This window comes from Nonomuraea sp. B19D2 (assembly GCF_040137845.1).
GTDB lineage: Bacteria > Actinomycetota > Actinomycetes > Streptosporangiales > Streptosporangiaceae > Nonomuraea.
This window is the reverse complement of the sequence record NZ_JBEFAK010000004.1, coordinates 357,057-375,244: the sequence shown is the minus strand read 5'-3', so window position 1 is coordinate 375,244 and position 18,188 is coordinate 357,057. Positions and strand designations below refer to the sequence as shown.

Genomic DNA, 18,188 nt, shown 5'->3' with positions numbered 1-18,188 from the left:
GTTAGCCGCCGATTAAGGTATCCGGGCCCCTGAGTGATCTCTCTGCGGCTAAGATCGATGAGTTAGGTAAGCCTTACCTGATAATTCGGGGGTGCCTTCGCGTTGCGGCTCTATCTGACCGCGCTCAAACCAACAGATTCCGTGACGGATGGCTTCTTGCCCGCTGCTCGGGCGCTGGGTTGTGAGGTGACGATCCTGACGGATCGGCCGGAGCGCCATCCGCACGCGGTGGCGTGCGACGTACGCGACCCGCGGGCCGTGATCGACGCCGTCGAACACCTCGGCAGGCCGGACGCGATCTTCACCAACTCCGATCACCTGCAGGCGGAGACCGCGCTCGCGGCCGCCTATTTCGGGCTGCCCGGCAAGGACTGGCGGGCGTGCGTGGCCGCCAAGAACAAGTTCCTGATGCGTCGCAGGCTCCTCGAGGCCGGGATCGAGCATGTGTGGTCGACGCGGCTCGCCCCCGGCGACCCGGTGCCCGAGAGCCTGCCCTATCCAGTCGTGCTGAAGCCGCGCGAGGGCGTGGCCAGCGAGGACGTCATGCTCGTCGAACGCGACCTGGCCGGGGCGGTGGCCGCGGCCAGGAAGCGGCGGCCCGGCGAGGCGCTGGTCGTCGAGGAGTACCTCCAAGGGCCGCTGCGGACGCTGGAGACGCTGGGGGACTCCGCCGAGGTGCGGGTGCTCGGAGGGTTCGAGACGATCCTGGGGGCGCTGCCGTACTTCATCGAGGAGCGGCTCGACTGGGCGCCACGGGACGCGTCACACGAGCACGTGCTCGGCGCGTTGCGGGCGCTCGGGGTCGGGTTCGGGGCCTGTCACACCGAGTACGTGGTCACCCCCGGGGGGCCCCGGATCGTCGAGGTGAACTACCGGGCGATCGGGGACCATTGCGACTTCCTTCTCGGTGATGTGCTCGGCGTGCCGCTGTTCGAGTGGATCCTGCGGGTGCACCTCGGCGAGCCTGCGCCCGACATTCCGGAAACCTCAGCACACGGGAGCGCGGTGAGCCTGGTCGCGGACCGAGCAGGGACCGTCAAGGACGCTCCCGGTACCGAGGCGCTGGTCGACGGGGACGTCCGGCTGTGGCACCGGCCTCTGCGGCGGGTCGGGGACGTTGTCTCCCTCACGCACACGAACCGGGACTACCTCGGCGTGGTACGGGCCATCGGCCCTTCCCGGGAGGTCGTGGACTCGGCGATCGACGCCTACCGGGCCGCGCAACCGTGGGTGATCGAATGAGCGGTCGGGAGGCCTACCTGGCCGCCCGGGTGCTGAACACGCTGCTGCGCGAGGACTACGGCGGGCTGTCCTCCCGGATCAGCCGGACCAAGGACGGCGCGGGGCTGCTGCTGGCGGACGGACGGTGGGTACGGCTGGCCCCCGGGGTGCTGTTCCAGGACTTCGTGGTCGCGGAAGGCGAGCGGCTGGGGCTGGAGCAGGTGCTGGAGACGTTGGCGGAGGTCGCGGACCCGGCGGACTCCGAGGGGGTCGCGGCCTTCTTCGAGGAGTGCCTGGCGGCGCTGGCCGCCCTGGAGCTGCACGACGCGCACGCCGCCGAGGTGCTCGGGCGGAAGCCCTCTTATGAGGCGCTCGCCGCGTTCGTGGATCATCCCGTCTACCCGACCTCCCGGGCTCGTGTGGGATTGTCCGAGGCCGAGCTGCTGGCCTACGCGCCGGAGTTCGCGCCCTCGTTCGAGCTACGCTGGGTCGTGGTGCCCGGCTCCGCCACGCGCCTTCCCGCCGACGTGGCGCCCTGGGAGAGCGACGAGGTGCTGTTCCCGGTGCATCCGCTGACCGTCGGCGAGGTGCGGAAGATCGACGGGGTACGGGTCCTCGACGAGGCCCGGGTGAGCGTGCGGCCCACCCTGTCGATGCGGACCGTCGAGATCGCCCCCCGCACCCATCTCAAGCTCCCCCTGCCGATCAGCACTCTGGGCATGCGGAACCGGCGCTCGATCAAGCCGGGCACGTTGGGCGACGGCGCGAAGGCCGAGCTGCTGCTGCGGGAGCTGGCCGGCCCGGACGTGCTGCTGGCCGACGAGCAGGTCCATGCGCACTCCGGCCACGAATACCTCGCCTGGATGGTCAGGCGGCTGCCCGAGGGCGAGATCGTGCCGGTGGCCGCGCTGGCAGCGCCAGGAGTGCTCGCCGAGCTGGGCGACGTGGTCCCCGCCTACCTGCGGATGCTGCTGCGGTGGAACGTGCGGCTCTTCGTGCGGTACGGCGTCGCGCTCGAAGCCCATCAGCAGAATCTCGCCCTGGTCTTCCAGGGCGACCGGATGCGGCTGCTGGTCAAGGACAACGACGGGCTGCTGGCCTCGCCCGCGAGGTTGCGCGCCGCCGGGCTCGCGGTGCCGGAGTTCGCCGACGAGCGGATGTTGACCGACGATCCGCACGCGCTGGCCGACGTGTTCGTGACCATCACGCTGCACCTCGCCGCCGCGGCCGTGGCGTTCGCGGCGATGCCGCACGACCGGGCGGGCGCGCTGCTGCGCGACACCCTGGCCGAGGCGCTCGACGAGTACGGCGACGACCCCATGGCCAAGATCCTGCGCGCCAGGACCCTGGACGCCGCCAGGCTCACCGGCAAATCCATGATCACCGCTGGGACGCTCGTGGCGAAGGAACGTTCCGGCGCACGCGACATCAACAAGTTCTACGGCACCAGCGGGCCCAACTATCTGAGGAGAGCTTGATGCAAGGACTGGCCATCGACGCGCCCTCCGCCCTGGCCGAGGAGGCGACGCTGGCGGCCCTGCTGCGCTGCTGCGTGCGGGAGGTGGCCGGGCCGCGCGGCCTGGTGTGGCCTGCCCCGCCGTACCTGCTGCTGCGGGTGGCCGGCACGCTGCTGCGGGCCCGTACGTACGGAGGCGCCGCACTGCGCTTCGACGGCCGGCCGGAACGCCTGGAAGACGGCGCCTGGCAGCCGTTGACCACCGACGAGCTGGTACGCCTGGCCGAGTCCGACCTCCACGGGGAGAACGGCGAGTTCGGCGGGCAGGTGGCGGCCAGCCGGGAGGCCGTGGCGGCGATCCTGCGGGCCAGGCAGGAGGCCGTGCCGCCCGCCGATCCGTGGCTGGCCTCGGAGCAGGCGCTGGTGTACGGGCATCCGTTCCATCCCAGCCCCAAGGCGCGCGGCGGGGAGGGCTGGCTGCGGTACGCACCTGAGGCGCACGCCCAGTTCCCCGTGAGGCTGCTCGGCGTGCGGGAGGACGTGCTCGCGGAGGGCGGCGACGTGTCGGTGCTGGACGCGATGGGCGCGGCGCCGGCCGGGTACCGGCTGCTCCCGGCGCATCCGTGGCAGCTCGAACTGCTGCGGCCGGCGTTCGGGGCCGAACTGGTCGACCTGGGTCCTGGGCCGGCTGTCATGCCGACGTCGTCCGTCCGGACCGTGTACGCCCCCGGGCCGGAGGCCTGCCTGAAGTTCTCCCTGGACGTCCGGATCACGAACTGCGTGCGGAAGAACGCCTGGTACGAGCTGGCCGGAGCCGTGGAGCTCACGTCCCGACTGGCACCGATTTTTGAGGAAATATCCGGCAAGCACCCCGCCACCCGTTGGCTGCCCGAGCCCGGCTACCGCTCGGTCGCCCTCGGCACCCGGCTCCACGAGGGCCTGGGCGTGATCGTCAGGCAGAGCCCCTGGGCGGCCTGCGACCCCGGCGTGACTCCTGTGCTGGCCGCCGCGCTCGCCCTCGACGCATCGGCGAAGGACCCGCTCGACTGGTGGCACGCGTACGTGACGGCTGTGGCGCTGCCCGTCCTGGAGCTGTACTTCACCTACGGCGTCGTGCTCGAGCCCCACCTCCAGAACGTCCTGGTCGGCCTGGACGCGGACGGCCTGCCCGCACAGGCCGTCTTCCGCGACCTGGAGGGCACCAAGCTGGTCGCGGGCCGCCACGACCTCACCGGCCTGCGCCCCGAGGTGGCCCGGGCACTCACCTACGACGCGGAGCGCGGCTGGGCCCGGGTGGTCTACTGCCTGCTCGTCAACCACCTGACCGAGATCGCCGCCACGCTGGCGGGGCCGGACGACGGGCTGCTGCGCGAGCTGTGGCGGACCGCCCGCGACCTGCTCGTTCGCCAGGCCGGTGAGCTCGGCTGGCCGCTGCCCCTGTCGGACCTGCTGGCCGGGGCGCCGCTGCCCGCCAAGGCGAACCTGGGCGTCCGCTGGGCCAGGGCCGCCGACCGCGCCGCCGGTTACGTCCCGATCGCGAACCCGCTCGCATGATCTCCGACCGCGTCCAGAACGCCGCTCTGAGCCTGCCGGAGGCCCCCGCCTACCTCTATGACCTGCCCGCGCTGGACGAGCACGTCGCGTCCGTACGGCGGGCGCTGGGGGGCATCGAGCTGTACTACGCCGTCAAGGCCAATCCGGACGCCGAGCTGCTGCGCGTGCTGGCGGGCCACGTGGACGGCTTCGAGGTGTCGTCGGCGGGCGAGCACGCGCATGTCGCGGCCCTGTTCCCGGGCAAGAGGCTGGCGCTCGGCGGCCCCGGCAAGACCGACGCCGAGCTGCGCCTGCCGCACCACCGCATCCACGTCGAGTCCCCGAACGAGCTGCGCCGCCTCCTCGGCACCGGGCTGGAGGCCGACGTGCTGCTCAGGCTCAACCCCGACCTTCCCGTCGAGGGCGCCGCGCTCACGATGAGCGGGCCGTTCGGCATGGACGAGCAGGGCGTGGCCGAGTGCCTGCCGCTGTTCGGCGCGCGGGTACGGCTGCGCGGCCTGCACACCCACCTGGCCAGCGGCCTGGCCGCGCCCCAGCTCCTGGCCCTGGCCGGGGCCCTGCTGGACAACGGGCACGAGGAGGTCAACCTGGGCGGCGGCATGGGGGTCTCGTACGCCGCGCCGGAGTCGCGCTTCGACTGGGCGGGCTACGGGCGCGGCCTGGCGGCGCTCGGCCGGGGCAGGACGCTGCGGATCGAGCCCGGCAGGGCGCTGACCGTGTACTGCGGCTACTACGTGACCAGGGTCGTGGACGTGAAGCGGGTGCGCGGCGAGGCGTACGCGATCCTGCTGGGCGGCACGCACCACCTGCGCACCCCGGCGACCAAGGGCCACGACCAGCCGTTCACGATCCTGCCGACGGGCAAGGGGCCGGGCGTGGCGGACGAGCCGATCACCTTCGTCGGCCAGCTATGCACCCCAAAAGACGTTTTTTCCCGAAAAATCGTGACCTCTGCGCATATCGGAGACACGGTGGTGTTCGAGATGGCCGGCGCCTACGCCTGGAACATCTCGCACCACGACTTCCTCATGCATCCGAAGCCGGCGTTCCACTATCTAAGAGGCTGACCCGCTCGATGAGGGCGACCAGGCCGTCGGCGTCGAGCAGGTTGACGGGCCGTACGGTGCGGTTCGCGCGTACGTAGTGGAAGGCCGCCCGCACCTTCTCCAGCGGCGCGTCCGCCAGGTGCGACCAGGCCAGCCGGTACGCGGCGAGCTGCACCGACGCCACCTTGGCGGCCTTGCCCTTGGGCGGCTGGCCGGTCTTCCAGTCGACGACCTCGTAACCGCCGTCGGGCAGCTCGAAGACCGCGTCCATCCGCCCGCGCACCAGCCGGTCGGCGATCATGGTCTCGAACGGCACCTCCAGATCGACCGGCCGCCGATCGGCCCACTCGCTCGCCTCGAACCGCTCCTGCAGCTCGGCCAGGCGCACATCGGCCTCTTCGAGCTCCTCGTCGTACAGCTCGAGGTCGTCGATCAGCCGCTGCTGGTCCCACCGCGTCTCCAGCCACTTGTGGAACGACGTGCCCCGGCGTGCCAGCGGCGCGGGCTTGACCGGGACGGGGCGGCGGATCCTGCGGGCCAGCTCGCGCGGGTCGCCGGCCAGCGTGACCAGCGACGACACGGTCAGCTTCGCGGGCAGCTCGACCGTCGTGGCCGGCCGGCGGTGATACCGCTCGCGCTCGCGCAGCAGCAGGTCGGTGTCACGCTCCCAGGCCCGCAGGCGCTCCTCCTCGAACGCCCGCAGCGGCTCGTCCTCCTCGTCCGCGAGGGTGCCCGCCAGCGCGTCCTCGACCAGCCTGGCGCCGTCCAGCACGGACTCGTAGCGCAGGCCCTCGGGCGTGACCGGCCAGGTGGCCTCGGCGGGCTCGGCGAGCAGCGGGTTCGTGGCGCCATCCGCCGGCTCCTCGGCCCAGAACGAGACGCGGTCGGCGGTGTCGCGGATCTCCAGCAGGAAGTCGGACGGCTCCAGGGGCTTGGTGGCGCTACCCCAGCGGTAACCGGAGGCGATCAGGTGGTAGTGGGCGCGGGTGACGGCCACGTACGCCAGCCTGCGCTCCTCCATCAGGTCGCGCTCGCGGCAGTGCTCGTCGAACGCGGCCAGCTCCTCCTTGCTCAGCCCGGCCAGCCTGGGCAGGTCGGCGGCGTCGCCGCGCAGGGCGTAGGGCAGCTTGCGCGGGTTTTCCGTCCAGCGGCTGTTCATGACCGGTGTGGCGGGGAAGATGCTGCCCGTCGCGATCATCCCCTTCGAGCTGACGAGCTGCGACAGGCCCGGCACGACCACGACCGGCCACTCCAGGCCCTTGGAGGCGTGCACGGTCATGAGCTTGACGCTGTTGCTCTCGCCGACCCGGCCCGCCTCCAGCCCGAACTCCTCGCTCTCCGCCGCCTGCAGGTAGGCCAGGAACGCCCCGAGCGTCGGGTCCTCGGCATCACCCGCGAACCTGGACGCCGCGTCGATGAACGCGTCCAGATCGGCCCGCGCCGCGAACGCGCTCGCCGTCCCGCTGCGCGCGGCCACCTCGACGTCGAGCCCGAGCGTGCGCTCGACCTCGGTGATCAGGTCGGGGAGCGGCTGCGCGGTGTGCGCCCTGAGCCGGCGCAGCTCGTGGGCGAGCGCGACGAGCCTGGTGCGGGCCAGCGGCGAGAGCGGCTCCAGCCACTCCTCCCTGTCGGGCAGCTCGTCCAGCGCGTCCACCAGGCTGCCGCGCTCCTCGGCCAGGTCGGCCACCACCTGGTCGAGCGGGTCCTCCTCGCGGCCGCTGTCGCTCAGCTCGCGGGCCAGCTGCCTGGCGTGCTCCCCCAGCACCCGCAGGTCGGCGGGGCCGATGCGCCAGCGCGGCCCGGCCAGGAGCCTGGCCAGCGCGTCACCGGCCGTCGGGTCGTACAGGACGCGGAGGGTGGCCACGATGTCGGTCACCTCGGGCACGGTCAGCAGGCCGCCGAGCCCGACCACCTCGACCGGGATGTCGCGGTCTTCGAGCGCCCTGCGCAGCGCGGGGAACTGCGATCGCTTGCGCGCGAGGATCGCCACGTCCTGGGGCTGTATGGCGAGCGTCTTCTTGCGCTCCTTCTCGCCCCAGGGCATGCCGTCGGGTGCGACCTCCTGTCCGAGGATCTTGGCGATGCCGTCGGCGATCCACTTCGCCTCGTCCTCGGCGGTCTCGTGGAAGGCACACGTGACGCGGCCGCGCTCGACCCGGTTGGGGCCGGGGACCAGGACCGGCACCTCGCGGGCCTCCATGCGCAGCGGGAGCTGGACGCGGGCGGCGACGTCGAGCACGCGGTCGCCGTTGCGGAAGCTGACGCTGAGCTGGCGGACCTCGGCGGCGTCGCCGGTGCTGGTGCGGAAGTCGCGCGGGAAGCGGCGGAGGTTGCCCGCGGAGGCGCCGCGCCAGCCGTAGATCGACTGGCAGGGGTCGCCCACGGCGGTGACCGGGTGGCCGCCGCCGTACAGGGAGCGGAGCAGGACGAGCTGGGCGTGGCTGGTGTCCTGGTACTCGTCGAGCAGGACCACCGAGTAGCGGGCGCGCTCGATCTCGCCGACCTCCTTGTGGTTGGCGGCGATCCTGGCGGCCAGCGACATCTGGTCGCCGTAGTCGATGACCTCCCGGCCGCGCTTGAGCCGTTCGTACGCCTCCACCAGCGGCAGCAGCTGCTCCCTTGCGGCCTGGACGCTGAGCGGCTTGCGCTGGGCCACGGTCGTCCTGCCCGGCAGCGCGTCGTGCCTGTCCTGCAGCCACTCGCCCACCCGCCGCACGTCGCCGGCCGATCGCAGGTGCTCCGACAGCTCGCCGGCGAGCTCCAGCACGGCGGCCGTGACCGACGGCGGGCCCAGCTCGATGCGGTCCATCGGCCCGTCGTACATCGCCACCACCCGCGAGGCGAGCTGCCACGACACGGCGGGCGTGACCAGGCGCATGGTCGGCTCGAGACCTTCGCGCAGCGCGTGGTCGGTGACCAGGCGGGCGGCGTAGGCGTGGTAGGTGGACACGGTCGGCTCGTTGTCGAGCGCGCCCGGCTCCACCAGACCCGCCTCGGCCAGGCCGTTCAGCCGCTCTCTGACCCTGGTGGCCAGCTCGGCGGCGGCCTTGCGGGTGAAGGTCAGGCCCAGCACGTTCTCCGGCTTGACGAGGCCGTTGGCGACGAGCCAGACCACGCGCCCGGCCATGGTCTCGCTCTTGCCCGAGCCGGCGCCGGCCATGACGACCATCGGCTCCAGCGGGGACTCGATGATTGCGGCCTGCTCGCGGGTGGGCGGCAGGATGCCGAGCTTGTCGGCGAGTTCGGCGGGGGTCAGCACACCTGGCCCCCGTTGTCGTTGACCGGGCAGCTGGCCCTGGCCGCACACGTGCGGCAGCCGTCGTTGACCTTGGCCTGGAAGAACGGGCCCGACATGCCGATCGCGACCGTGTCCACCAGGTCCTTGGCCCAGCCGGGGTCCTTGTCCTCCGACAGCGGTGGCTGCTGCTGCTCCAGTGCGTCATTCTTGCCCGCCGCCTTGCCGACCTGGACCAGCGCGGCGCCGCCCGGCTCGGTCATGCCGTGCCGCGCGAACGCGCCCAGCAGCGCGGCGAGCTGGTAGACCCCGAGCTGGGGATGGCGGTCGAGGTCACCGGCCTTGGGCTTGGAGCCGCCGGTCTTGAGGTCGATGATCACGGCGCGGTTGTCGGAGTCGCGCTCGACCCGGTCGACGCGGCCCTTGATCTGGACGCCCTCCGACACCATCGCCGTGAACGCCTCCTCCAGGGCCACCAGCTCGCGCGGGTTCTCCTTGTGCCAGCGCAGGAACTTGCCGATCATCTGCTCGGCGACCTGGCGCTGCTTGCGGTTGTACCAGGCGCCGCCGAAGTCGAGGTCGTTCCAGATCTGGTCGAGGCGCTCGCCCAGGAGGTCCTCGCTGGGCAGGTCGGTGGAGGCCAGGACGGCCAGGGCGTGGATGATGTTGCCCAGGCCCTGTGCGGTGCTGGTGCCGGCGGCTCCGACGGCCGTCTCAAGGAGCCAGCGCAGGCCGCACTTGGTGAAGCTCTCGACCGCCGAGGGCGAGATGCTGACGACGTCGCCGGGCCAGCTCAGGGGGCGGTCGTCGGAGATGGGCGTGAGGGCGTACCAGTCGTTGGGGTGGGCGCCCTGGACGCCCGCGGCGGCGAGGCGGGCGAGCTGCTTGGCGGCATTTTGGCGGATTTTTCGGGGCTTGGTGGGATCGGTCACCGCGCTGCGGAGGTCGGCCACCAGCGCGGACAGGTTCAGCCACCGGGCCCGGTCGTCGACAGTGGCCGACTCCACCGCGCCCGGCATCAGCTCCGACAGGAACCTGGACGGCCGCTCGTCGGTGTCCTCGCCGCCCACCGCGGTCACCACGAGGCTGCGCCTGGCCCTGGTGACGGCCACGTAGAACAGCCTGCGCTCCTCGGCCAGCAGCTTGGAGACCAGCGAGGCGGCGTTCGGCTGGGTGCCCTCGACCACCTCGACGAGGTCCTCCACGCCGAGCAACGACCCGCGCAGGCGCAGGTCGGGCCAGACGCCCTCCTGCACGCCCGCGACGACCACGACGTCCCATTCGAGGCCCTTGGAGCGGTGGGCGGTCAGCACGCGCACGGCGTCGCCGTCAGGGGCGCGGTCGGCCAGGGTGTCGCCGGGGATCTCCTGGGCGGCCAGGTCGTCGATGAACACCTCGGGGCCCGCCTTGGGCATGCGGTCCACGAACCTGGCCGCGTGGTCGAACAGGGCCACCACGGCGTCGAGGTCTCGGTCGGCCTGCGCGCCCCTGGGGCCGCCCTGCAGGCTCTGCTCGCTCCAGCGCGCGGCCAAACCGCTGGCGTGCCACACGGTCCACAGGAGGTCCTCGGCGGTGCCCTCCTGCTGTGCGGCCTCGCGGGCGGCGGCGAGCAGCTTGGCCACGCGTTCGGCGGGCAGGGCCACATGGGGCTCCACGCGGGTGAGCTCCCGGACGTCCTGGACGGCCGCGACCAGCAGCTCGCCTGACGACCGCGTCCCCTCTGCCTCGTTCTCCGCGATCTTGAGTGCGCGGCGCAGGCGCCGTACGCCGATCATGTCCGTGCCCCCGAGCGGCCCCGTCAGCAGCTCCTCAGCCACGCCCTCGTCGAGCTGGACGGGATCCAGGGCCACCCGCAGCATGGTGAGCAGCGGCCGCACGCCGGGCTCCTGCGCGATCGGCACCTCGTCGCCCGCGATCATCGTGGGCACGCCCGCGTTGACCAGCGCCCGCCGCAGCAGCGGAACCTGGCGCTTGGCCGAGCGCACCAGCACGGCCATCCGGTGCCACGGCACCCCGTCGATCAGGTGCGCGCGGCGCAGCGTGTCGGCCACGATCGCCGCCTCCTGACTGGTGCTGTCGGCCAGCAGCACTCGTGCGTCGCCGGGCTCCGACTCGGGCAGCGGCGCCAGGTCGCGATGGTCGTGCTCGTGCCCGTACGCGTGGTCGGGCATCGGTGCGACGGGCAGTCGGGCCGCGACCCGGCGGGAGGCCTCGAGCAGGTCGGCCCCGCTCCTGCGGCACACCCGCAGCGCCAGCACCGGCGCGTCGCGGCCGTCGCGGGTCCTGAAGCGCTCGGGGAACTTCATGATGCCCTGCACGTCGGCGCCCCGGAAACCGTAGATCGACTGGTCGGGATCACCCACCGCGACCAGGTCGCGGCCGTCGCCCGCCAGCTGCGCCAGCAACAGCTCTTGCGCCGGGTCGGTGTCCTGGTATTCGTCCACGAACACCACGTCGTGCGCCGCCCGCTCCCGCTCGCGCACCTCCGGCCTGGCCAGCAGCGCGGAGGCGGCCCCGATCAGCTCGGCGTAGTCGTACGTCTCCTCCGGGTCGAGGTCGAACCTGTCCTGGTAGCGCTCGGCGAACCTGCCCGCCGCCACCCAGTCGGTCCTGCCGTGCAGCCTGCCGAGCGCGACCAGCCGCTCGCCGTCGAGCCCGCGCTCGTTGGCCCTGGACAGGAAGTCGCGCAGCTCCTCGGCGAACCCACGGGTCTTGAGCGCCTCGCGCAGCGACACCGGCCAGTCGAGCGCGCCGCTCTCCAGCTCGCCGTGGAGCAGCCGGCGGATCTCCAGCAGCTGCTCGGGACCGGTCAGCAGGCGCGGCGGGGCCTTGCCCTCGAGCACCGACTCGCGGCGCAGCAGCGCGTACGCGTAGGAGTGGAAGGTGAGGGCCAGCGGGGTGCGGGTGGTGCGGCGCAGGCGGGCGGTGACCCGCTGGCGCAGCTCCTCGGCGGCCTTGCGACTGAAGGTGAGGATGAGCACCCGCTCGGGGTCGAGACCGCGCCGGTCGATCCTGTCGACCACGCTCTCGACGATCGTCGTGGTCTTTCCGGTGCCGGGGCCTGCGAGAACGAGCAGCGGGCCGCTCTGGTGGGCGACCACGGCACGCTGGTGCTCGTCGAGCGCAGGGGGCACAACAGGGCCAACACTGCCACGCCGCACCAACCGCCAGGTCTGACCACTCACAGCACTAGATTCCACCAGACCACAGGGGTAGATCGTGCCGACTTGCCCGGTCTCCCCACACGATCCGCCTACCGTATCGGGACGAATCTCCGCTTCCTGCGCGACACGCCGCCCTCTTGTTCGCCATGGGCTTGGCAGGCGATCACGAGCCCTCGCCTACGCAGCGTTGATCCTTGTAACGTGAGGTCAACATCTCGCCCTGGCGTGGAGGTTGATCGCATGCGGTGGCAGGTCCACTCCGAGAGGTCGCTGTACGCCGACCAGTGGCTGGACATTCGCCTCGCCGAGGTGGAGCTGCCTGACGGGCGCCGTCTCGACCACCGGCTCGTCCGTACGGCGCCGGCCGCGGGGGCGGTCGTCACCGACGACCAGGACCAGGTGCTGCTGATCTGGCGGCACCGCTTCATCACCGACAGCTGGGGATGGGAGATCCCGCTCGGGCGGGTGGACGAGGGCGAGATGCCTCGGGAGGCGGCGGCGCGCGAGGTCGAGGAGGAGACCGGCTGGCGTCCCGGGCCGCTGCGCCCGCTCCTGTCGATCCAGCCGACGAACGGCCTCGCCGACAGCCTCCACCACGTCTACCACGCCGACTCCGCCACCCACATCGGCCCGCCCGCGGACCCTTGGGAGGCCGATCGAGTGGAGTGGGTGCACGTCTCAGGCATCCGCAAGCTCATCGAAAACGGCGAGATCGTCTGCGCCACGACCATGTCGACACTCCTCTACCTCCTGGTGGAGCACCTCCCTCACACCGGCCTGCGCCGCGCCGAGGACCTCCCCCTGGAGACGGGCTACGACCCGGACCGCCGCTTCCTCCTGCCGGACCTCCCCGACCTCTTCTGACGTCACCGAGTGATCAAGAAAAGAGGTGGTCGACGACGCGTGCGGTCGCCTTGCCGTCGTCACGCGGGGCAAAGGTGGCGCGGAAGGACTCGTAGCGGTCGGCGTGGGCGGCGGCGACGGAGTCGATCGAGCGCAGTGCCTCGATCACCTCGGCCGACGTCGACAGCACCGGCCCCGGCGCCAGCTCGGCCAGGTCCAGGTAGAGGCCCCGCTTCGAGGAGTATTTCGCCAGGTCGTACCCGTAGAAGACGATCGGCCGCCCCGTGCACACGAAGTCGAACATCACCGACGAGTAGTCCGTCACCAGCACGTCGGCCACCAGCAACAAGTCCGCGATATCGGGATAAGTGGTGACGTCGTGGGCGATGTCGGGAACGGCGGGCATTGCCTGCATCGGGTGCGCCCGCACCAGGATCTCGTGATCGGCTCCCAGCGCCTCGCGCGCCTTGGCCAGGTCCAGCTTGACCATGGCGTTCTTGCGGTCGTAATCCCGCCACGTAGGCGCGTACAGGACGACCCGCTTGCCCTCCACGAGCCCCAGCCGCTCCCGGACGGCGGCCGCCAGCGCCTCCCGGTCGGGAGAGTGCAGCACGTCGTTACGCGGCAGGCCGCTCTCCAGGATCTCGCCCTTGTAGCCGAAGGCCTTGCGCAGCACCGGCGTCGCCCACGGCGACTGCGACAGCAGCAGGTCCCAGCCGCGCACCTCCGCCGCCTGCCGGTGCCAGATCGGCGGCTTCGGGTCGCGGGCCATGTGGGCCTGGTCGTTGCCGATGTGCTTGGCCGGGGTGCCGTGCCACGTCTGCACCACCACCTGGTCCTCGCGGGCGCGGAACCAGACCGGCAGGAACGAGTTGGTCACGATGTGGCGGGACCTCGCGAGCGCGGCGTGGTGCTCGCGGCTGCCCGCGCGGATGACGGTCGCGCCGCCGGGCGGCACGAAGGCGCCGTCCTTGACGATCCAGATGTGTTCGCGGTCGTCGCCCCGGCGCAGCCGCTCCTCGTAGATCGCGCGGACGCTGTCGGCGTAGAGCCGCCCGTCGTTGACCACGTAGACGGTGGCGTCCGTCAGCGGCTCCGTGCGCTGGGCCGGGTAGAAGACGCGACGCAGCACGTGGGTGCCCGCCACGCCCCGCTCGTCGGCGGGCCGGGCCTCCTCGACCGTCACCACCGGCACATCGAAACGGGTGGAGATCATCCGGTAGGTGCGCCCGTCGAACGTGCGCGGATCCTCGTCGAGCCCCGGCAGGGCCGCGTGGTCCATGCGCAGCGGCACGATCTCGCCCGACGGGTGCCGGATCGACATGTTCCAGGTGCCGGAGGCCAGCGGCACGGACTCGCCGAAGCGGTCCATGGCCGACGGCTCGACGCGTACGGAGAACTCCTCGCCGGAGCGCTCCATGGGCAGCAGATAGGACAGCCCGGACCGGTGCCGCAGCGTCAGGTTGCGGGGCCCGGGAGCGTCGGGATAGCGGCCGCGCAGGACGAGCACGGATCCGTCCCAGACCGCGGAGGTGATGACCGGGCGGATGCGGTGAGCCGAGACGACCACGCGGTCGCGGCGGTCACCGAGCACGGTGATCTCGCGGTCGCCCACCGGCGTGCGGGTCTCCACCAGGTCGGCGAGCATGACGGACGCCGCGGGGTCGCCCTTGGGCTCGACCCAGAGCCGCCGCCCGTCCTTCTCGTGCAGCAGCGCGGACACGGCGAGGCCCACCACGACCTGCGTGCCGTCGCCCGCGGGTGTGAAGTCGGCAGCGATGCGGTGGCCGCCGAGCCGGGCGTGGCCCTTGGTCACCGTGCGCCCCGGCAGGGAGATCTTCAGCTCCAGGCGCTCGCCGTCGACGGACACACCCGTCAGCTCGGCCCTGTTGGGCTGGAGCACGACCTGCAGCGCCCGATCGGACGTCCACACCGGCCTGATCCACCAGCCCGGCTTCAGCCGCAATCCCGCGGGACGCTCCGGCCGGCCGACGGAGGAGCCGCGCAGCAGGCCCGTGGCCCGCGCACCCCGGCTCCAGAACACGATCTCGGCCCGCCACGTCGTGGCGTCGGGCACGGACGGCCGGTGGCGCATCCGCCGCCGCACGGCGGACACCACGCCGCGCACGGCGCCGCGCCAGCGCAGCGGCCACGGGCTCAGCTCGGCGCTGAATCCGGACCAGTCGTAGTTACAGCCGGGCTCGCGCGCGCCATGCGTGGCCTCGGGCGCGAGCACGCGGCGCGTGCGCATGCGGATGGGCGGCAGCCAGCGTGGCCCACGCAGCACCACGGTCGCCCAGTTGAACCTGCGGCTGCGGACGGAGAGCCCCGCCAGGTACGCGAACCCGGTCACGCGGAGCTTGCCGTCGACCCAGACGATGTCGTCGATGTGGGTCACCGGCACGAGGTCGGCCCGCCGCAGGCGGTAGAGGTCGGGCGGGAGCTCGTCACGGAAGGGCAGGTCGGCGTACCAGCTCAGGCCCTTGCGGATGCGCTTGGACGGCTCGGCCGCCGCGGTCACGACCTTGGTCAGCGTCTCGCCCTCGACGAGCTCCTCGTCGGGCCGGTGCTCGATCAGGTGGACGATGACGCGCCGCGCGACCGGCAGATCGCGCTTGACGCGCGCGTCGACGGCCGCCAGGTAGGGCCGGACGAGATCGAGCATCTCACGCCGCCGCGCTGCGCCGCGCTTGACCGCCAGGTCCATGCGCGCCCCGAGCGGGCCGCCCAGCACCTCGGCGTCGAACGCAGCGTCGCGACCGCCGGAACCGACCGCTCGCATGACCGCTTCGAGAGGCTCTCCACGATCGCAGAGATCCTGGACAGCCTTCAGGCGGTCGGCGAGCGAGTCGCCGCCCTGGCTCTGGGCTGTGACGCCGGTGGCCATAGGGAGGCACCGCCTTTCGGGCCGCCATCAGTGTTCTGCCCATGGTAATGGGAGTCACAGGTCACGGGTTCGCCGGTTCGGCGAAACAGCAGGTCACGCCCCTTACTGAAAATCCGCTGAACGCCCGTCCCAGCGAGCGCCGCGCATGTCCACCCGCTCGCCCCGCAACGGGGTGCCCTCCTCGCGCCAGTGGGCCAGGCAGCGTTGCAGGTGGTCAGGGGCCGCGCCGGTGCCGTCGGAGTGCACGACGCGCCACCACGGCACGCCGCCGCCCCACGTGGACATCACCTTGCCGACCTGCCGGGGGCCGCCCTCGCCGAGGTATTCGGCGATGTCGCCGTACGCCATGACCTTGCCGGGCGGGATGCGCTCGACGAGGTCGAGCACCCGCTCGGCGAAGGGGTTCAGGGGCTCCATGCCGCCGGACCCGCGTCGATGATCTCGTCGAACTTGCCGATCTCCATCGCGCTGCCGCCCGTCAGGACCTCGATGACGCCGTCGCGCAGCGCGTAGACCTCTCCGTCCTCGCCCACGAGCCGGGCGCCGAGCGCGGCCGACAGCCGCAGGAGCTGTGCGACGTGCCAGTCGGAGCCGGGCTCCCCGATCAGCTGGCTCTGCCAGCGCGCCACCACGTGCGTGCCGCCCCTGTGTGCGGCCACGATCTCGTCAGATCCGCGCAGCTCGAAACCGGCCGGTGCGATGGCCTTCGCGAGCTCCGCGAAGGCGAGTGGCGACTCGCGCACCACCCGCAGCTCGTATCCCATGACGGGGGACCATAGCGGAACTTTACCCTTCGCGCGGATCGTAAAGGTTCACTCCTTGCGCTGATTGAGCACGATGATCGCGCCACAGAACATGACCAGCGCGACCAGCACCCCTCCCCCGTACAACCACAGCCGCAGCGGGTCGGGGCCCGGCCGCGTCGGCACGGGCGAGTCCTCGCCCTGCCCGAAGTGCTCCTTGCCCGGTACGACACTGCGTTGCTCGCCGGTCAGCCGCTCGGCGGCGTTGAGCGCGGCGGCCGCGTCGACCACCCCGTAGCCGGTCTGGTCGTCGTATCCCGCGGCGGGCCGGCCCCGCGCGCTCGACGCCAGCGCCTGGGCGACCTGCTCGGGCGGCAGGTCGGGATAGCGCGACTTGATGAGCGCGGCCACGCCCGCCACGAGCGCGGCGGCCGAGCTGGTGCCCTCCGACAGTTCGTAGCCGCTCTTGCGCTTGACCACGGGCACGCCCACGCCGGGCGCGGCCACCAGCACGGAGAGGTTGTCGCTGCTGAACGTGGCCCGCTTGCCCTGCTTGTCGGTGGCCGCCACGCCGATGACCCCCGGGTAGCCGGCCGGGAAGCTCCAGTAGGAGGTGCCGTTCTGCTTGGCGTAGTTGGTCATGCCGTCGTTGCCCACGGCGGCGACCAGTACGACGCCCTTGCCGAGCGCGTACGAGACGGCCTCGCGCTCGGACCTGAGCGGGCCGTAGGAGCCGATGGACATGCTGACGACCTTGGCTCCGTGGTTGGCCGCGTACCGCAGCGCCCGGGCCAGCGGGCTCTCCGAGACCTGCTCGTCGTCCTGCGCCGGCGGGACGCCCACCTCGGGATCGTCGTCCGTGACCATGGGCAGCGACAGGATGTTCGCCTTGGGCGCGACGCCGACCAGCCCGTCGTCCTCGCCCGAACCTGCGATCAGTCCAGCCATGGCGGTGCCGTGCCTGCCGGGCGGCATCTGGCGGGTCACCGCGCCGGTCATGTCGGGGCCCGCGCTCACGCGGCCCTTCAGCTCCTTGACCTGGCCGTCCACGCTGCTGTCGATGACGGCGACCGTGACGCCCTCGCCCTTGGTGACGCTCCACGCCTGCTCGACGTTGAGCGCGTCCAGCACCCACTGCTGCTGCTCCCTCACGGGCTCGGCGGCAGGCCCTGCCAGCACGAGCAGCGCGGCGGTGAGCGCGCGCACGCCGGCTAGCACACGTTCCCCTGGGTGCAGGGCGGCACCTTGGGCGGGTCCGCGAGGAAGTAGGCGATCTGGTTTCCGACGGACTTGGCGGCCGGCCACAGCTCGCTGTGCAGGATCTCCTCTGGCGGGATCGCGGCCCTGGTCCGCCCGTCGGCGTAGCCCGCCGTCGAGAACACGATGTACGGCCCCGCGACCACCCAGCCGGTGCGCTGGCGCTGGTCGGGGCCGAAGCGTTCGGTGATCGTGCCGGGGAAGGCGACGGGCAGCACGCCCACGCGGTCGTCCTGGGTGAGCTCCTCGGCGGCCGAGACCCTGGACTCCTCGTCCTTCAGCACGGCGACCCCGACCGTGATCACGAACGAGGCCGTCTGGTCGATGTACGTCGCCCGCAGCATCGTGAGGCAACCGTGGCTCTGCAGCACCCCGGCGACGGAGGCGTCCACGCCCTTGCCGCACTCGGTCTCGGGGGCGATGCCGACGCGCCTGGCGTACTGCTGGGCCCGGTCGAGCCCGAGGTACTTCACCTCTTCCGGGAAGACACCCGTCGCCGGCCATGCCTGCCAGCGCCTGGCGATCTCCTCCTGCTGGTACTGGCTCTGCTCGGCGGGGGTCAGCGGGCGCGAGCGCGTCTCGGCGAACAGGCCGATCGTGCCGAGCAGCACGACCACGGACGACACGACCACGATGACGCTGAGCAGCGTCACGAACATGCGCCTGTACCGGACACCCTGCTGGAGCGTGTCCAGCTCCGCGCGCTGCTTGACGGCCGCGCGCGTACGGGAGTTCGCCGCCGGCCAAGCACGGACGCGGGACCGCCGGCCGGCAGTGGCGCC

Annotated in this window: 12 protein-coding genes; 5 read left to right on the top strand and 7 right to left on the bottom strand. The window is 72.2% G+C overall.

Translation table 11 applies throughout. The features are described from left to right. Positions 1 to 186 precede the first annotated feature (186 nt). The 4 genes from ABN273_RS11055 to ABN273_RS11040 are packed head-to-tail and all read left to right on the top strand — an operon-like array spanning position 187 to position 5,298. Positions 187 to 1,242, top strand: coding sequence for a siderophore biosynthesis protein (locus tag ABN273_RS11055; RefSeq protein WP_349448592.1), 1,056 nt, complete (start codon positions 187 to 189; stop codon positions 1,240 to 1,242). Beyond that, a complete protein-coding gene (locus tag ABN273_RS11050; RefSeq protein WP_349448591.1) occupies positions 1,239 to 2,699 on the top strand; it encodes an IucA/IucC family protein in 1,461 nt (486 codons plus the stop codon). Before ABN273_RS11055 ends, ABN273_RS11050 begins: the two co-directional genes overlap by 4 nt. After that, complete coding sequence (locus ABN273_RS11045; protein ID WP_349448590.1) at positions 2,699 to 4,231, top strand: IucA/IucC family protein; 1,533 nt, start codon at positions 2,699 to 2,701, stop codon at positions 4,229 to 4,231. Before ABN273_RS11050 ends, ABN273_RS11045 begins: the two co-directional genes overlap by 1 nt. After that, positions 4,228 to 5,298, top strand: coding sequence for a type III PLP-dependent enzyme domain-containing protein (locus ABN273_RS11040; RefSeq protein WP_349448589.1), 1,071 nt, complete (start codon positions 4,228 to 4,230; stop codon positions 5,296 to 5,298). Before ABN273_RS11045 ends, ABN273_RS11040 begins: the two co-directional genes overlap by 4 nt. Here the strand turns inward: ABN273_RS11040 and ABN273_RS11035 are convergent. Together ABN273_RS11035 and ABN273_RS11030 are read right to left on the bottom strand one after the other, a co-directional pair. Continuing rightward, positions 5,258 to 8,536, bottom strand: coding sequence for an ATP-dependent helicase (locus ABN273_RS11035; protein WP_349448588.1), 3,279 nt, complete (start codon positions 8,534 to 8,536; stop codon positions 5,258 to 5,260). The two genes, ABN273_RS11040 and ABN273_RS11035, sit on opposite strands and share 41 nt — an antisense overlap. After that, positions 8,530 to 11,646 (bottom strand): ATP-dependent helicase, encoded by a 3,117-nt coding sequence (locus tag ABN273_RS11030; protein WP_349448587.1) that lies wholly within the window; start codon positions 11,644 to 11,646, stop codon positions 8,530 to 8,532. The genes ABN273_RS11035 and ABN273_RS11030 overlap by 7 nt, the downstream gene beginning before the upstream one ends. Positions 11,647 to 11,916: 270 nt before the next feature. Here ABN273_RS11030 and ABN273_RS11025 point away from each other — a divergent pair, with 270 nt between their 5' ends. After that, on the top strand, positions 11,917 to 12,540 hold the full coding sequence (locus tag ABN273_RS11025; protein WP_349448586.1) for an NUDIX domain-containing protein: 624 nt from the start codon (positions 11,917 to 11,919) through the stop codon (positions 12,538 to 12,540). A 13-nt stretch (positions 12,541 to 12,553) separates the two neighbouring features. Here the strand turns inward: ABN273_RS11025 and ABN273_RS11020 are convergent, their stop codons facing one another. The 5 genes from ABN273_RS11020 to ABN273_RS11000 all read right to left on the bottom strand — a co-directional run bounded on the left by ABN273_RS11020 (position 12,554) and on the right by ABN273_RS11000 (position 18,065). Then, a complete protein-coding gene (locus ABN273_RS11020) occupies positions 12,554 to 15,406 on the bottom strand; it encodes a CDP-glycerol glycerophosphotransferase family protein (RefSeq protein ID WP_349448585.1) in 2,853 nt (950 codons plus the stop codon). Positions 15,407 to 15,508: 102 nt separating this feature from the next. Next, a complete protein-coding gene (locus ABN273_RS11015) occupies positions 15,509 to 15,823 on the bottom strand; it encodes an MGMT family protein (RefSeq protein ID WP_349448584.1) in 315 nt (104 codons plus the stop codon). Next, a complete protein-coding gene (locus ABN273_RS11010) occupies positions 15,811 to 16,170 on the bottom strand; it encodes a hypothetical protein (protein WP_349448583.1) in 360 nt (119 codons plus the stop codon). The genes ABN273_RS11015 and ABN273_RS11010 overlap by 13 nt, the downstream gene beginning before the upstream one ends. A gap of 48 nt (positions 16,171 to 16,218) precedes the next feature. Continuing rightward, positions 16,219 to 17,355, bottom strand: coding sequence for a S8 family serine peptidase (locus ABN273_RS11005; protein ID WP_349448582.1), 1,137 nt, complete (start codon positions 17,353 to 17,355; stop codon positions 16,219 to 16,221). Between the two features lie 5 nt (positions 17,356 to 17,360). Then, entirely contained in the window at positions 17,361 to 18,065 is a 705-nt protein-coding gene (locus ABN273_RS11000) for a hypothetical protein (RefSeq protein ID WP_349448581.1), read from the bottom strand. Positions 18,066 to 18,188 lie beyond the last annotated feature (123 nt).

Coding starts and splice junctions, on each gene's coding strand:
- ABN273_RS11040 (WP_349448589.1), top strand. CDS start 4,228: ATGATCTCCGACCGCGTCCAGAACGCCGCTCTGAGCCTGCCGGAGGCC.
- ABN273_RS11015 (WP_349448584.1), bottom strand. CDS start 15,823: ATGGAGCCCCTGAACCCCTTCGCCGAGCGGGTGCTCGACCTCGTCGAG.
- ABN273_RS11050 (WP_349448591.1), top strand. CDS start 1,239: ATGAGCGGTCGGGAGGCCTACCTGGCCGCCCGGGTGCTGAACACGCTG.
- ABN273_RS11025 (WP_349448586.1), top strand. CDS start 11,917: ATGCGGTGGCAGGTCCACTCCGAGAGGTCGCTGTACGCCGACCAGTGG.
- ABN273_RS11045 (WP_349448590.1), top strand. CDS start 2,699: ATGCAAGGACTGGCCATCGACGCGCCCTCCGCCCTGGCCGAGGAGGCG.
- ABN273_RS11000 (WP_349448581.1), bottom strand. CDS start 18,065: ATGTTCGTGACGCTGCTCAGCGTCATCGTGGTCGTGTCGTCCGTGGTC.
- ABN273_RS11010 (WP_349448583.1), bottom strand. CDS start 16,170: ATGGGATACGAGCTGCGGGTGGTGCGCGAGTCGCCACTCGCCTTCGCG.
- ABN273_RS11020 (WP_349448585.1), bottom strand. CDS start 15,406: ATGGCCACCGGCGTCACAGCCCAGAGCCAGGGCGGCGACTCGCTCGCC.